Genomic DNA, 14,731 nt, shown 5'->3' on the forward strand with positions numbered 1-14,731 from the left:
GCAAACTGAAGATTTTATTCAACTACTTTAACATTAGTGGCTTGGGAACCACGACTTCCTTCAGCAATCAAAAAAGTTACTTTTTGTCCGTCCGAAAGAGATTTATACCCCTCTGCTTCAATACCTGTAAAATGTACGAATATGTCTTCTGAATCATTATATTCTATGAAGCCATAACCTTTGTCATTATTGAACCATTTCACAACGCCATTTTCCATGATAGGGTTCCTCCTAAGTAGGGGATATTTTTAAATGCAACTTTATTACAAGCCAAAAAACAAGGCTTTCAATCATTATATGGATAAACAAATAATCCGTCAACGAAAACTTATTCGATTTATTAATCGTTTTGTGATTAAAATAACTAAGAGACGTTTTGTTCGTTTGAATAATACGGTATACTAGAAAAGAAGAAATAAAGTGACTTAAAAACAGGAAGGATGAAACCTCTTATGTTATCAGATATCCAAATTGCCCAACAAGCTAAGAAAAAGAAAATCAAAGAAATCGCTCAAACGATTCAATTAACAGAAGAAGATTTAGAATTGTACGGAGATGATAAAGCTAAAATAAAATTAGAGACGATCCAACGTTTGAAGGATAAATCAAATGGGAAGTTGGTTTTAGTGACTTCTATCAATCCAACTCCTGCAGGTGAAGGGAAATCGACCATTTCTGTTGGTTTAGCAGATGCTTTGTCCAGAGTTGGGGAATCCACCATCCTAGCTCTTAGAGAACCATCATTGGGTCCAACGATGGGAATCAAAGGAGGAGCAGCTGGAGGCGGATATGCGCAAGTAGTTCCTATGGAGGATATCAACCTTCATTTTACTGGGGATCTCCATGCTTTAACATCTGCTAACAATGCTTTATCGGCCTTTATTGACAATCACATTTACCAAGGAAACGAATGCAACATCAACCCAACGACTGTTTCTTGGAAAAGAGCAGTAGATTTGAACGATCGTTCTCTACGTCAAGTCGTTGTGGGATTAGGTGGGAGAATAAATGGTGTTCCTAGAGAAGATGGATTCGATATAACTGTTGCCAGCGAATTGATGGCCATTTTATGTTTAACAACAGGGCTGAATGATTTAAAAGAACGGTTAAAACGGATCGTTGTAGCCGAAACGTATGATAAGAAACCTGTTACAGTAAAAGACTTAAAAGTCGAAGGCGCATTGGCTTTACTACTAAAAGATGCGATCAAGCCCAATCTCGTCCAAACGTTAGAACATACTCCTGCTTTGGTTCATGGTGGACCGTTTGCTAATATTGCTCATGGATGCAATAGTGTCTTAGCCACAAGTACAGCTATGAAACTGGCAGATTATACGGTGACAGAAGCTGGATTCGGTGCAGACTTGGGGGCTGAGAAATTCTTAGACATCAAAGTTCCAAATCTGGAAAAATCTCCTGATGTAGTCGTTATAGTAGCGACTATTCGTGCCTTGAAAATGCATGGTGGGGTCTTGAAGGACCAATTAGAGGAAGAGAATGTAGAAGCTGTTCGTAAAGGATTCAGCAATTTAGAGAAACACATTGAAAACATTAAACGCTATCAATTGCCTGTAGTGGTTGCAATCAATGAATTTAGTAAAGACACTCTTTCTGAAATCAATGCTTTGGGTGAATTGTTGAAACAAAAGAACATTTCCTATGCAAATGCTTCAGTTTGGGCGAATGGTTCAAAAGGCGGAGTCGAATTGGCAGAAAAGGTTATTGAAGTCTCCAACCAGAAACGTGAAGCTTTTGTTCCTCTTTATGATGCTTCAAGCACATTGGCTGAGAAGGTTCAACGAGTTGTAACAGATATTTATGGTGGAAAAGAAGCATCTTTTACTAAAAAAGCCTTAACTCAAATGAAAGTATTTGAGCGCAGAGGATGGGATCATTTGCCAGTATGTATGGCAAAAACACAATATTCCCTTTCTGACGATCCGAAAAAATTAGGACGTCCTGAAGATTTTTCAATTACTGTAAGAGAGTTTATTCCGAAATTAGGCGCTGGGTTTATTGTCGCTTTGACTGGGGACGTATTGACTATGCCTGGGCTGCCCAAGGAACCTGCTGCTCTGAATATGGATATTAAAGAGAATGGCGAAATCACTGGTCTTTTTTAATAAACAAAAAAATAGAACCCGTCTTGGCATTGAAAAATAGTCAAGGCGGGTTCTATTTCAGCGAAAATGTTTAAAATGGTTATATAGGGTTTCAATTTGGTACAAGAATGTTAAAATAAGAAAGACCATTTTAACTAGGTAACTGAAATAACCTTCAAATATATATAGATGAAAGAGTTGAGATCGGATTATGAAAGAATTGAAAGTAGAAAAATTGACCCGTACGTATGGAGAAAAAGTTCTGCTGAATGAAGTAGACTTTTCCATTATGGAAGGCGATCGTATTGGTTTGATCGGTGTGAACGGCTCTGGAAAAACCAGTTTATTGAATACACTGACAGGCAGAGATAAGGCTGAAAAAGGATCTATTCAAAAACCAAAAGACTACCGTATCGGTTATTTGATGCAAGATCCTGAGTTGGATGGAGAAAAAACTGTTTTTGATGCCGTTTTCCAAGGAGAAACACCGATTTTGAAAGCCGTTCGTGAATATGAAAAAGCTTTAGAACAGTTAAATAAAGATTCTATGAATGAGGCTTACCAGCAACAATTTTCAAAAGCCGAGCAGCTAATGACGCAAGAAGATGCCTGGAACGCCGATACGAATGCAAAGATTATTTTGAATCAATTAGGTGTTACCCAATTAGATCAACTAGTTTCTACTCTGTCCGGTGGTCAGCGCAAACGTGTTGGACTGGCTCAAGTGCTGATTCAAGCACCAGATTTATTAATTCTTGATGAGCCGACCAACCATTTGGACTTTGAGACGATCAGCTGGCTGGAAAACTACCTTAGTCAATATAAAGGAGCTTTGCTGTTAGTTACTCATGATCGTTATTTCTTAGATCGAGTGGTCAACCGTATTATCGAGTTGTCTCATGGAGATCTGCATTTCTATAAGGGAAATTACATGCAATATGTAGAAGAACGAGCAATTCGTCAAGAAGCTGCAGTACAAGCTGAACACAAACGAAATCAGTTGTACAAAAAAGAATTAGCATGGATGCGTACAGGTGCAAAAGCGAGAACAACGAAACAACAAGCTCGTATTGATCGGTTCCAAAATTTGGAAGATAATTTAAATCAAGTGAAGTTGGATGGTCAAGTAGAAGTCAATCTGGAAGGGTCTCGTTTAGGAAAACGGGTCTATGAATTAAAAGACGCTAATTTGACTATTGGGCAAAAAACGATCTTAAAAGACTTCAACTTGCTGGTTCAAAGTAATGACCGTATTGGAATCATGGGGAAAAATGGAACCGGAAAATCTTCCTTATTAAACATATTGGCAGGAAGAAGAGAAATAGATTCTGGAGTTTATACAGTCGGTGAAACTGTCAGAATGGCTTACTTCACTCAAGAAATCGAAGATATGGATCCGACTAAACGGGTGATCGCTTATTTGCAGGAAGTAGGAGAAGAAGTTTCAACCAGTGCTGGAGAACGTATCAGTGTGACCAATTTATTAGAACAATTTCTGTTTGAGCGGTACACTCACGGAACCCAGATAGGAAAACTTTCAGGCGGGGAAAAGAAACGATTGTACCTATTGAAGTTGTTGATGCAGCAGCCAAATGTCTTATTGTTGGATGAGCCAACTAATGACTTGGACATTGCAACATTAACCGTTTTGGAAGACTACATTGAAACTTTTCCAGGTGCTGTGATCGCTGTTTCGCATGATCGCTATTTCCTAGATAAGATTGGTGACAAGATGTTGATTTTTGAAGGTGACGGAAACATCACCGTCCATTATGGCAGCTCGACCTCTTATTTAGAAAAAGAGCAAGTCGCTGATCAATCAGCTAAGTCGACGAAAGCAAGATCTTACTCAAAAGAAGAAACTGCAGAAGAAAAAACAAAAGAAAAAACAAAATTGACTTATATGGAACAAAAAGAATGGGATACTATTGAAGATGATATTGCCGGAATAGAAGAAGTGATAGAATCTATTCAAGAAGAAATGAATCGAACTGGAAACGACTTTGCGCTGTTGCAAGAATTACAGGAGAAGTTGACAGCTAAAGAAAAAGAATTGGAAAACAAAATGGAGCGATGGGAATATTTGGCTTCTTTTACAGAAATGTAAAGCGGGTCATTTTTTTCAAGCTGAAAATGTGGAGGGATATTAAGTGGAAGAAGCTTATCTAGCGTTAGGGAAAACAATACTTGAAGAAGGTGTCGATAAAGGGGATCGCACGGGTACTGGAACCAAAAGTATCTTTGGCCACCAAATGCGCTTTGATTTACAAAAAGGGTTTCCTTTATTAACGACAAAGAGAATACCCTTCAGACTGATTAAAAGCGAACTGCTTTGGTTTATCAAAGGGGATACTAATATCCGCTATTTGTTAGAACAAAACAACCACATTTGGGATGAATGGGCTTTTGAACGTTATGTAAAGAGTGCTGGATACAAAGGTCCGGATATGACAGACTTTGGTAGAAAGGCCTTAGTTGATGAAGAATTCAATCAAGTGTATCAAGCTGAGATGACTAAGTTTACAGAACAGATACTAAAGGATGAAACGTTTGCTGCTCAATATGGTGAGTTGGGGAACGTATACGGTTCTCAATGGAGAAACTGGAAGACTTCTCAAGGAGAAACGATCGATCAATTAAAAGATGTGATTGAAATGATACAGAAAAACCCTGATTCCAGAAGGCTGATTGTCTCTGCATGGAATCCGGAAGATGTGCCTAATATGGCGTTGCCTCCATGTCATACGTTATTTCAATTTTACGTTGCAAATGGGAAATTGAATTGTCAGCTGTACCAACGCAGCGCGGATGTATTTTTAGGTGTGCCCTTCAATATTGCCAGCTATGCTTTACTGACTCATTTGATTGCTCATGAAACTAGGCTTGAAGTAGGAGAGTTTGTGCATACTTTTGGAGATGCTCATTTATATGTAAATCATATCGAGCAGATGAAAGAACAAGTAGCTAGAGAACCGCGAGCACTTCCGACACTTAAACTAAATACTGACAAGAAAAGTATCTTTGATTTCGAGATGGAAGATATAGAAATCGACGACTACAACCCTCATCCAAGAATCAAAGCTCCAATAGCTGTATAAGTAACGAAACAGCTGCAACAGCAGATAGGGAAATAAATGAACTAGGAGGAATGAAGATGATTGCCTTTTTATGGGCTGAAGACCAAAATGGATTGATCGGAAAAGACGGAACATTACCGTGGTATCTACCAAATGATCTGAAGTATTTTAAGAAAGCTACTCTTGATCAAGCGGTTGTCATGGGACGGAAAACATTCGAAGGAATGGGCAAAAAAGCTCTACCGAACCGAATCAATATTATTTTGACAACGGATGAAAACTATCAGGCTGAAGGTGTCGATGTGATGCACAGCCGTGAAGAAGTACTGAAATTTGCAGAAGGATACGAAAAGGACACAATGATCATCGGCGGGTCAGGAGTATTCAAACATTTCGTAGATGATGTAGCTATACTTCATCGAACAGTTATTGACCAAAAGTTTGAAGGAGATACTTATATGATCCCTATAAACTGGGACGATTGGACACTCGTTCGAACTGAATCAGGTATAGTAGATGAGAAAAACAAGTATCCTCACCATTTTGAATTATATAAACGGAAAAATCATTAATAAAATCATGCTGAACTTTGCTACTTTAAACAAGTAAAGTTCATGCATGTTTATTTTTTTATAAATTTTTAGGATATATGGGTCTAGAACTTATTTTTTGTGAGAAAAGATGGTAAAATAGACAAGATTCATCCAACTGCAAAAAAGTTGTTTTTGAAATTCATTTTGGAAGAAAAGAAAGGAAGCAAGTGACATCGTTATGAGAAAGATACGTTCATTACTGACTGCTTTGCTGTTCCTATCATTCGTGAGTGTGCTAGTGGTTTTTATTTTAAATACTTTACTGGATCAGCCCGAAAAAAAAGAAGGGGCAAAAGAAGTTCACCAAAAAATTGAGTTAGTCGCTATAGGAGATTCTTTAACGGAAGGCGTTGGAGACAGCTTAGGCAGCGGAGGGTATGTTCCCAGAGTAGCAGAATTAATGGAGGCAACAAAATCCGTCTCGCAAGTGGGCACTCATAATTTCGGTGTCAGCGGAGATCGCAGTGATCAGATTTTGTCTCGTATGGAAACTGATCCTCAGATCGAAGCGGCTGTAAAAAAAGCCGATATGGTCATTTTTACGGTTGGAGGAAATGATATCATCAAGATTTTTAAAAACGAATTGCTGAATGTCCAATTAGAGAGTTTCAAAGAACCTTTAGACAGGTATGGACAAAATGTCAAAAAAATGATTGAGATTGTTCAACAATGGAAGCCTAATACAGAGATATATTTATTTGGAGTGTATAATCCATATGAACTTTATTTTTCAGAAATTAAAGAGATGCAAGTGATTCTTGATGAATGGAACAAAAAAACGAGTTCTATCGCTCAGCAATACGAAAATACACACTATGTTCCAATCGATGAAGCCTTTGTTATTGATAGCAATTCAACAGATGTCAAAGCTGCTCAATCATCACCTGAAAACACCCAAGTGATTGATAATCCGTATTTATACAAAGACGATTTGTTCCATCCGAACGATGCAGGATATAGTAAAATGGCAGGTATATTGTTCAATGAAATGAAAAAACATGATGATCTTTTGGATTAATAAAACGAGAATTGATACAATGCAGCTAAAAAGGAGAGCTTATGGAAGAAAAACGAACAAAGAAACGAAATAAATCTCCAATTAATTATTGGAAGTGGGCTTTTTTAACCTTAGTAGCTATTTTGTTAGGTGCAGGCATTTGGTTAGTCCAACAATTACAAGTCCAACCGGCTAGTCAAGAAATCGTCGATGAAGCTGCGGTTGATGCGTCAGATGTGATGACATTTAGCGTTTCTGCACGTAAAGAAGAAGTTACTCAGTTAATGAATCAATATATTGAAGAAGAAGTTTCAGGAAGCAATGTAAATTATGAAGTCCTGTTAGATGAAACGTTCCAGTTAGCTGGCAGTTTTCAACTATTTGGGTTTGAAGTACCTTTTAACTTATTCATGGATCCTTATGTGACTGAAAATGGAAATATTCAATTGAAAGCAAATGAACTATCATTAGGCAGATTGAACCTGCCGATCTCATTTGCGATGAATCAAATCGGCAGTCAATTATCTATTCCGGATTGGGTAGTGATTGATGGAGAGAATGAAACAATCACTTTTAATTTAAATGAATTTCACCTGGAAAGTGGGATGTTTTTCTCTGCTGAGCGAATCGATTTGGTAGAGAACGATATTTTAGTCAATGTACACGTCCCCGCTTCTACAAACGAATAATATGAAGAAAAGAGGAAAATAATGATGTTAGAAACAGCTGTTTTCGCAGGAGGATGCTTTTGGTGTATGGTATCTCCTTTTGATCAACAACCAGGAATCAAGTCTGTGGTCTCCGGATATACAGGAGGCCATACAGTCGATCCTACTTATGAAGAAGTAAAAACGCAATTGACCGGTCATACAGAAGCCGTGAAAATTACTTTTGATCCGAATGTGATTTCTTACGCTGAATTGGTCGAAATCTATTGGAACCAAACTGATCCGACTGATGCGATGGGACAATTCATGGACCGAGGCAGCAGTTATCGTCCGGTTATTTTTGTGGAGAATGAGAATCAACGCGCAATTGCAACAGCATCTAAAGAAAAACTGCAAGCAAGCGGAAAATACTCTAAACCAATCGTCACTACTATAGAAGATAGTTGTCCCTTCTATGAAGCCGAAGAAGAACATCAAGAATTTTACCGTAAAAATCCTGAGCGTTACCAGCAAGAAAAAGAAGAACGAAAAGAGTACACAAATAAACAAAAAATGGGGCAAGTTTGATGACTAGATCGTTTTACCATTATTTAATGACTGAAAGAGACGGCAATATGAAAGATCCAATAACGGTTTTTGCCAACGCTGCTTTTCGAGATACCGATTTTCCAAAGCAATCCAAAGATTATCATGAGATCAGCCACTATTTAGAAATGTATGGTGCCTATTTAGATTCAATGACTATTTTCGATGACGCTTGGGAAAGATACCAATCTACAAAAAAATAAAAAAATTTATTGGGGGAATTAAACATGAGTGTACATATTGAGGCAAAACAAGGACAGATTGCAGAAACGATTTTATTACCAGGAGATCCATTGCGTGCAAAATACATCGCAGAGACGTTTTTAGAGGATGTGGAACAATACAACTCTGTCAGAAATATGTTTGGTTACACTGGAACCTATAAAGGCGAACGAATCTCTGTGCAAGGTACAGGTATGGGATTACCTTCAATCATGATCTATGCAGAAGAATTGATCACACAATACAATGTTCAAAATTTGATTCGTGTGGGAACTGCCGGTGGAATGAAAGAAGACATCAAAGTACGTGATGTCGTGATTGCTCAAGCAGCTACGACCGATTCTAGTGCAGTAGCTAATACCTTCAACGGACAAGTTCATTTTGCTCCAATAGCGGACTTTGATTTATTGAAAGCAGCCTATGATTCGGGAATCGAAAAAGGATTGAGCATGCGTGTCGGGAATGTATTGTCAGCGGATCGCTTTTACAATGAAGAGTTGGATAAGAAAAAATTGGCTGATTATGGGGTGATGGCTGTCGAGATGGAAGCTGCAGGTCTTTATACATTGGCGGCTAAATACAATCGTAAAGCTTTAGCTATTTTGACGATCAGCGATCATTTGATAACAGGGGAAGAAACATCTGCCCAAGAACGCCAAACTACTTTTAACGACATGATCGTTATTGCATTAGAGGCAGCTTTGAAAATTAAAAAATAGTGTTACTTGATAAAAAGTGATACACTTTTTATCATACAACAATGTTCCAACTTATAGTGGTTCAGAAAGGAGCACTTTATGAATAATGACGATCAAAAAAAGAAAAAGTTAAAACGCGTTCATCCTGCAGCTTACGGCGCTTCTTTAGTCGTAGTGGCGTTGCTCTCTGTTGGTATGACGCTGTTAGCGACACATGCAGCAGGACCAGATACTCCAGCTACGGAATCTTCCAGTTCAGCTGTTTCTAATCAACCAGAGTCCAATCCAACTAGTAGCAGTGGAATAGACTACACCAAATTTGAGTCGGTCTACAACACATTGATGACTACTTATTACCAAGAAGTAGATAGTGAAGCCTTGATGGAGGGAGCTCTTTCAGGTATGACAGAAGCAGTAGGCGACCCTTATACAGAGTATTTGGATTTGTCAGATTCTGCCAACTTAAATGAAAGTATTGATGCTTCATTTGAAGGAATCGGAGCGGAAGTCCAGAAACAAGGCGATAACATTATGATCGTATCTCCTATCGCTGGTTCTCCAGCTGAAAAGGCTGGATTATTGCCAAATGATATTATTCTTAAAGTAGATGATCAAGAATTGAATGGTCTTTCATTAAATGAAGCGGTATCTTATATCCGTGGAGAAAAAGGCACTCAAGTCGTACTGACGATCAAAAGAGGAGACAATACTTTTGAAGTGACGATTACAAGGGATACGATACCTGTAGAGACAGTTATTTATAATCTTGATGAAGAAGACCCAACTGTAGGATATGTAAGTATTACCAGCTTTTCAACGCCTACTTATGATGAACTAGTAGCGGCTGTTGAAGACTTGAGATCTCAAGGAGCCAAATCTTTTGTATTTGACGTCAGACAAAATCCAGGTGGTTTGTTAGATGGAGCTATCAATATTTCAAATATGTTCTTAGAAGATGGGGAAGTTATCTTGCAGACAGAAGAACGAGATCAAGAACCTGTACCTGTAGTAGCCGATGATGCTTCTTATGGCGATTTCCAAATCACAGAGCCGTCTGTTTTACTGGTGGACGAAGGAAGTGCAAGTGCCTCTGAAATTTTAGCGGGTGCATTGCAAGAGTCAGCTGGGCTGCCAATCATCGGTTCTAAAACATTTGGAAAAGGGACAGTACAGTCTGTTATTCCTTTTGCTGACGAAAGCGAACTGAAACTAACGATCGGAAAATGGTTGACACCTGAAGGTAACTGGGTCCACGATAAAGGATTGGAACCGGATGTTGTTGTCGAGCTGCCAGAATATGCGTACTTGTTGATGATCAATTCATCGGAAACTTACCAACAAGGAGATACATCAGCAGAAGTGGAGAACTTGGAAAAAGTAGTCGAGGCATTAGAATATGAAGTCGGTTCTGCTGACGGTTATTTTGATGAAGACACCACTAAAGCTATTGAAGAGTTTCAAGCTGATCAAGATCTAGAAGTAAACGGTATTGTTACAGGAGATACCGCACTGGCATTAATCACTGAACTGCGCGAACTAATCGATGCAAATGATACTCAATACGAGAAAGCAGTCGATTACCTCCAACAATAATTAATGAAAAAAGAAGACTCAGTGTCTTCTTTTTTTTCTGGAAATCAACAAAAACATAGTTATTTCAGCAGATTTTTAGTATGATAAAGATAAATGAAGTTTGGAGCGAGAATAAGATGAAAAAATATTGGAAGGAAAATTTGAAAGGTTGGCTGAAAGCAGCTTTATTTGCTTCTGTTGCAGTCGCCATTATTAAAAGCTTTCTTTTTCTTCCTGTTGCTATTGAAGGTTCATCTATGTTTCCAACGTTTCAACAAAATGATCAAATCATTGTTGAAACGATACATCAAATCGAGCGCTTCGATGTGATCGTTTTTCGTGATGATTTGAACAGAACATTTGTCAAACGGGTGATCGGACTTCCTGGTGAGAGTATTCGTTACGAAAATGACCAGCTGTTTGTAAATGACAAAGCAGTAGATGAGTTTTTTTTGCACAATGAGTATGTTGAGAAAGCTGGCGGAGTTTGGACTTCTAATTTCACGTTGGAAAGTTTGACTGGAGAAACTGTTATTCCGGAAGGCCATTATTTTGTTTTAGGGGATAATCGGCGGCTCAGTCATGACAGCCGATATTACGGACCAATCCCTGCGGAAATGATTGTAGGGGAAGCTGTTATGGTATATTATCCGTTTTCAAGAATTTCCATGGTCCATTAAATGATGAAGGTAGGAGATAGACATGCAAAGTAATCATGAGTCAAACAACAATCAAGAAAATTCATCGTTTGAACCAAGAAAAAACAAATATCCATCTCAAAAAAAGAAGGGTACGAAATCACCAGATAAAGAACCAGGCAGCAAAATGAGAGAATTTCTCAGTACCGTTCTTTATGTCTTAGTGGCGTTAGTTATTTTTATACTGGTTAGACACTTTTTGTTTGCTCCGGTAAGCGTTGAAGGTGATTCAATGGTTCCAACGCTGCACGATAACGATAGACTGATTTTAAACAAAGTAGCCGATATCGATCGCTTTGATATAGTTGTTTTTGATGCTCCTGACGAGCCTGGAAAACAATACATCAAACGAGTCATCGGTGTCCCTGGTGACACGATTGAAATGAGAGATGATCAGTTGTTTGTCAATGGAGAAGAAGTTCCTGAAGAGTATCTAAATAGTGAATTCTTTACAGTAGACGAAGCAGATCAATTCACTGAAGATTTTAATTTGGCTATTTTGACTGGTCAGGATGTTGTTCCTGAAGGGCATTATTTCTTAATGGGAGATAATCGGATCAATTCAAAAGACAGCCGCTACTTTGGTTTCGTAAAAGACAGTCACATTGCAGGAACGACCGATTTGAGAATATGGCCGTTGGATGATTTCGGAGATGTCAATCAAGCAAACGATTAAGTAAAAGAGTTGAATAAACAATAGGATAAGACTAATCAAGATACTTTGACCTAGCGCTTTGAGGTCAAGTTATGATTAGTTTTTATTTTTGGAATAAATAAGAAATAAAGGACGTGAGACTTATGGCAACAATACAGTGGTATCCAGGTCATATGGCAAAAGCAAAGAGACAAGTAGCAGAGAAGTTAAAGTTGGTAGATGTCGTTTTTGAATTGGTAGATGCAAGACTTCCCGAATCCAGCCGAAATCCGGTATTAGATGAAATCATTCAACACAAACCGCGTATTTTAATTTTAAATAAAAGCGATTTGGCAGATAGACGAGCAACTCAACAGTGGGTGAGTTATTATGCAAAACAAGGCATTCCGGCAATTCCCATCGTAGCTCAAGAAGGAAAAGGGATGAAAGAAATCACTGCAAAAGCTCAAGAACTAATGCAGCCAAAATTTGACCGAATGGCTGAAAAAGGAATGAAACCTCGTCCGATTCGAGCAATGAGTATTGGTATCCCTAACGTTGGGAAATCAACTTTAATTAACCGACTTGTGAAAAAAAATATTGCTAAAACAGGAAATAAACCAGGAGTCACTAAAGCCCAGCAATGGTTGAAATTAGGAAAAGAAATCGAGTTATTAGATACACCAGGTATTCTATGGCCAAAATTCGAAGATCCGGCAGTAGGAAAAAAATTAGCCTTGACTGGTGCTATCAAAGATACCTTGCTGAATATAGACGACATTGTTTTATATGGACTGGGCTTTTTGAAAGAAAACCATCCAGATGCATTAGCTAAAAGATACAATTTAAATAAAGAAGACTTAACCCTGAGTGATGCTGAATTATTGATGCTGATCAGTGAAAAAAGAAACTTCAGAGACGATTACGAGCGCGCTGCTGAAATGGTCTTGCATGAGATTCGAAGCGGGAAAATAAGTCCTTTCACCTTAGATATAGTTCCGACCAGTCTTTCTGAAGGAGATACCCAGCATGACTGATTCGATTAAACCAATGAGCATAACTGAAGTAAAAAACATTTTGCAAACGATCACTGATCCGAAAGATGAAAGGCTGAAAAAATTTCGCCTGGATTCACGCAAAGGTGTCGTAGCAGCTGTGAAAAGCTGGGATAAAAAGGCTGAAAAATTAAAAGCAGCTCAAGAAAAACTGCAAGAAATGTTGGCTTACGAAAAACGAGCGTGGACTCAAGGAAAAAAATACATTGCCGGAGTAGATGAAGTAGGTCGTGGACCATTGGCCGGTCCTGTCGTTTCTGCAGCCGTTATTTTACCGGAAGATTTTGATATCATAGGTATCAATGATTCAAAACAACTGTCATTGGCTAAACGGAATGAGCTGTTTGACGTTATACAAGAAAAAGCATTGGCTGTCGGAATTGGTATCAAAAACGCTGAAGTCATTGATCAAGTCAACATCTATGAAGCTTCAAAATTAGCTATGCTGGAAGCGATAGAGAAGCTAACTATTCAACCAGATCACTTACTGGTGGATGCTATGACGTTGCCTTTACCAGTCTCTCAAGAGAGTATCATCAAAGGAGACGCAAAAAGTGTTTCGATTGCCGCTGCAAGTATCATTGCAAAAGTCACTCGTGACCGGATGATGGAACAGTACGATGTCATGTATCCTGGATATGGTTTTCCAAACAATGCTGGTTATGGCACGAAAGAGCATTTGACTGCTTTAGAAGATTTAGGTGTTACTCCGATACACCGCAGAAGCTTTGCGCCTGTAAGAGAAGCCTTATTGAATTAAAGCCGATTTTGTAATGAATAATAACAGATGATAAACATCCATAATTAGGGCTTCGGGTCCTTATTATGGATGTTTTTTGGTTCTGGTTTTATTTTTCGCAGGCGCTCTCTTTTTATGCGTATCTTTTAATCAAAGGAGTGTGAATACACATGTTGGAAATAGACAAAATAAATAAAGTTATGCTGCACTTTTCTTTGTGCAAAGGACTTGACGCCACTCAGCGCATTATGATGGGTGTCGTTTTAATGGAAGAATCTTACGTGACATTAGCTGAACTTGCTGACAAAGCTGGGTTGAAAGAAAAACAGAAAACATTATTTTATGAAAGTTATTCTGCTGTAGATTTAGATCAGGTGATAGAAGACTACAAGAAGTTGGGTGTTCGTTGGGTGTCTTTTTTTGATGCTTCTTTCCCAGATTATCTTAGACACATTTACGATCCTCCGTCATTATTGTTCTACAAAGGCAATATTGATTTGTTAAAAGAAAATTTATTGTCTGTTGTAGGTTCGAGAGCACACAGCCGTTATGCTGCAGACGTGTTGAATGCATTTGTTCCAACGCTTATAGACAATCATTTTGTACTGGTCAGCGGGTTAGCCAAAGGTGTTGATACATTGACACATCAATTGACTATCAAACATTTAGGAAAGACGATTGCTGTCATTGGTTGTGGGTTGGATCAATGTTATCCATATGAAAATAAATTTTTACAAGAAGCGATTGAAAAAGAGCACTTGCTGTTGTCGGAATACCCTGTAGGTACCAAACCTCTTAGGCATCATTTTCCGATGCGGAATCGTATCATTGCAGGACTCAGTCTAGGAACCTTGGTCGTAGAAGCCAAATACCGCAGCGGTAGTCTCATTACTGCCAATATAGCTTTGAAAGAAGGTCGGGAAGTTTTTGCGGTTCCCGGAAACATCACCAGTCCATTCAGCGGAGGAACAAACGACTTGATTGTACAAGGAGCTATGTGTGTGTTAAGCGGAGAAATGCTGGTCAAAAACTACTTAAAATAAAAAACTTTTATTTTTTTGTAATAGTAAGGATCATAAGAGTGAAAATCG

The 14,731-nt window shown here is 38.4% G+C and carries 16 protein-coding genes; 15 read left to right on the forward strand and 1 reads right to left on the reverse strand.

Annotation, left to right across the window (positions count from 1 at the left end; all coding sequences use genetic code 11):
• Nucleotides 1-14: 14 nt before the first annotated feature.
• Nucleotides 15-218 (reverse strand): cold-shock protein, encoded by a 204-nt coding sequence (locus ACE025_RS10650; RefSeq protein WP_485939654.1) that lies wholly within the window; start codon nucleotides 216-218, stop codon nucleotides 15-17.
• Nucleotides 219-452: 234 nt separating this feature from the next.
• On the opposite strand from ACE025_RS10650, the gene ACE025_RS10655 reads away from it, so the two are divergent.
• From ACE025_RS10655 to dprA, 15 genes are all read left to right on the forward strand, one after another.
• Entirely contained in the window at nucleotides 453-2,123 is a 1,671-nt protein-coding gene (locus ACE025_RS10655; protein WP_485939655.1) for a formate--tetrahydrofolate ligase, read from the forward strand.
• 190 nt (nucleotides 2,124-2,313) lie between these two features.
• Nucleotides 2,314-4,209 (forward strand): ABC-F family ATP-binding cassette domain-containing protein, encoded by a 1,896-nt coding sequence (locus ACE025_RS10660; protein ID WP_485939656.1) that lies wholly within the window; start codon nucleotides 2,314-2,316, stop codon nucleotides 4,207-4,209.
• Between the two features lie 43 nt (nucleotides 4,210-4,252).
• Nucleotides 4,253-5,200 (forward strand): thymidylate synthase, encoded by a 948-nt coding sequence (locus ACE025_RS10665; RefSeq protein ID WP_485939657.1) that lies wholly within the window; start codon nucleotides 4,253-4,255, stop codon nucleotides 5,198-5,200.
• A gap of 56 nt (nucleotides 5,201-5,256) precedes the next feature.
• Nucleotides 5,257-5,751 (forward strand): dihydrofolate reductase, encoded by a 495-nt coding sequence (locus ACE025_RS10670; protein WP_485939658.1) that lies wholly within the window; start codon nucleotides 5,257-5,259, stop codon nucleotides 5,749-5,751.
• Nucleotides 5,752-5,950: 199 nt separating this feature from the next.
• The gene (locus ACE025_RS10675) at nucleotides 5,951-6,790 is read left to right on the forward strand and encodes a GDSL-type esterase/lipase family protein (RefSeq protein ID WP_485939659.1); all 840 of its coding nucleotides are present in this window, start codon (nucleotides 5,951-5,953) and stop codon (nucleotides 6,788-6,790) included.
• 41 nt (nucleotides 6,791-6,831) lie between these two features.
• On the forward strand, nucleotides 6,832-7,458 hold the full coding sequence (locus tag ACE025_RS10680) for a YpmS family protein (protein ID WP_485939660.1): 627 nt from the start codon (nucleotides 6,832-6,834) through the stop codon (nucleotides 7,456-7,458).
• A gap of 24 nt (nucleotides 7,459-7,482) precedes the next feature.
• Nucleotides 7,483-8,004 (forward strand): peptide-methionine (S)-S-oxide reductase MsrA, encoded by a 522-nt coding sequence (gene msrA, locus ACE025_RS10685; RefSeq protein WP_485940097.1) that lies wholly within the window; start codon nucleotides 7,483-7,485, stop codon nucleotides 8,002-8,004.
• The gene (locus ACE025_RS10690) at nucleotides 8,004-8,225 is read left to right on the forward strand and encodes a YozE family protein (RefSeq protein WP_485939661.1); all 222 of its coding nucleotides are present in this window, start codon (nucleotides 8,004-8,006) and stop codon (nucleotides 8,223-8,225) included. The genes msrA and ACE025_RS10690 overlap by 1 nt, the downstream gene beginning before the upstream one ends.
• A 24-nt stretch (nucleotides 8,226-8,249) precedes the next feature.
• A complete protein-coding gene (deoD, locus tag ACE025_RS10695; RefSeq protein WP_485939662.1) occupies nucleotides 8,250-8,963 on the forward strand; it encodes a purine-nucleoside phosphorylase in 714 nt (237 codons plus the stop codon).
• A gap of 78 nt (nucleotides 8,964-9,041) precedes the next feature.
• Nucleotides 9,042-10,535, forward strand: a complete 1,494-nt coding sequence (locus ACE025_RS10700) for a S41 family peptidase (RefSeq protein WP_485939663.1) — start codon at nucleotides 9,042-9,044, stop codon at nucleotides 10,533-10,535.
• 116 nt (nucleotides 10,536-10,651) lie between these two features.
• Nucleotides 10,652-11,194 (forward strand): signal peptidase I, encoded by a 543-nt coding sequence (gene lepB, locus ACE025_RS10705; protein ID WP_485939664.1) that lies wholly within the window; start codon nucleotides 10,652-10,654, stop codon nucleotides 11,192-11,194.
• A 22-nt stretch (nucleotides 11,195-11,216) separates the two neighbouring features.
• Nucleotides 11,217-11,888 (forward strand): signal peptidase I, encoded by a 672-nt coding sequence (gene lepB, locus ACE025_RS10710; RefSeq protein WP_485939665.1) that lies wholly within the window; start codon nucleotides 11,217-11,219, stop codon nucleotides 11,886-11,888.
• A gap of 122 nt (nucleotides 11,889-12,010) precedes the next feature.
• On the forward strand, nucleotides 12,011-12,883 hold the full coding sequence (ylqF, locus tag ACE025_RS10715; RefSeq protein WP_485939666.1) for a ribosome biogenesis GTPase YlqF: 873 nt from the start codon (nucleotides 12,011-12,013) through the stop codon (nucleotides 12,881-12,883).
• On the forward strand, nucleotides 12,876-13,661 hold the full coding sequence (locus tag ACE025_RS10720; protein ID WP_485939667.1) for a ribonuclease HII: 786 nt from the start codon (nucleotides 12,876-12,878) through the stop codon (nucleotides 13,659-13,661). The genes ylqF and ACE025_RS10720 overlap by 8 nt, the downstream gene beginning before the upstream one ends.
• Before the next feature lie 149 nt (nucleotides 13,662-13,810).
• Nucleotides 13,811-14,683: a DNA-processing protein DprA gene (dprA, locus tag ACE025_RS10725; protein WP_485939668.1), complete on the forward strand. Its 873-nt coding sequence runs from the start codon at nucleotides 13,811-13,813 to the stop codon at nucleotides 14,681-14,683.
• The last annotated feature ends 48 nt before the right edge of the window (nucleotides 14,684-14,731 follow it).

The organism is Desemzia sp. AGC72 (assembly GCF_057334175.1).

Coding starts and splice junctions, on each gene's coding strand:
- deoD (WP_485939662.1), top strand. CDS start 8,250: ATGAGTGTACATATTGAGGCAAAACAAGGACAGATTGCAGAAACGATT.
- ACE025_RS10700 (WP_485939663.1), top strand. CDS start 9,042: ATGAATAATGACGATCAAAAAAAGAAAAAGTTAAAACGCGTTCATCCT.
- ACE025_RS10655 (WP_485939655.1), top strand. CDS start 453: ATGTTATCAGATATCCAAATTGCCCAACAAGCTAAGAAAAAGAAAATC.
- lepB (WP_485939665.1), top strand. CDS start 11,217: ATGCAAAGTAATCATGAGTCAAACAACAATCAAGAAAATTCATCGTTT.
- ACE025_RS10670 (WP_485939658.1), top strand. CDS start 5,257: ATGATTGCCTTTTTATGGGCTGAAGACCAAAATGGATTGATCGGAAAA.
- ACE025_RS10680 (WP_485939660.1), top strand. CDS start 6,832: ATGGAAGAAAAACGAACAAAGAAACGAAATAAATCTCCAATTAATTAT.
- ACE025_RS10720 (WP_485939667.1), top strand. CDS start 12,876: ATGACTGATTCGATTAAACCAATGAGCATAACTGAAGTAAAAAACATT.
- lepB (WP_485939664.1), top strand. CDS start 10,652: ATGAAAAAATATTGGAAGGAAAATTTGAAAGGTTGGCTGAAAGCAGCT.
- ACE025_RS10690 (WP_485939661.1), top strand. CDS start 8,004: ATGACTAGATCGTTTTACCATTATTTAATGACTGAAAGAGACGGCAAT.
- ACE025_RS10660 (WP_485939656.1), top strand. CDS start 2,314: ATGAAAGAATTGAAAGTAGAAAAATTGACCCGTACGTATGGAGAAAAA.
- msrA (WP_485940097.1), top strand. CDS start 7,483: ATGTTAGAAACAGCTGTTTTCGCAGGAGGATGCTTTTGGTGTATGGTA.
- ylqF (WP_485939666.1), top strand. CDS start 12,011: ATGGCAACAATACAGTGGTATCCAGGTCATATGGCAAAAGCAAAGAGA.
- ACE025_RS10650 (WP_485939654.1), bottom strand. CDS start 218: ATGGAAAATGGCGTTGTGAAATGGTTCAATAATGACAAAGGTTATGGC.
- ACE025_RS10675 (WP_485939659.1), top strand. CDS start 5,951: ATGAGAAAGATACGTTCATTACTGACTGCTTTGCTGTTCCTATCATTC.
- dprA (WP_485939668.1), top strand. CDS start 13,811: ATGTTGGAAATAGACAAAATAAATAAAGTTATGCTGCACTTTTCTTTG.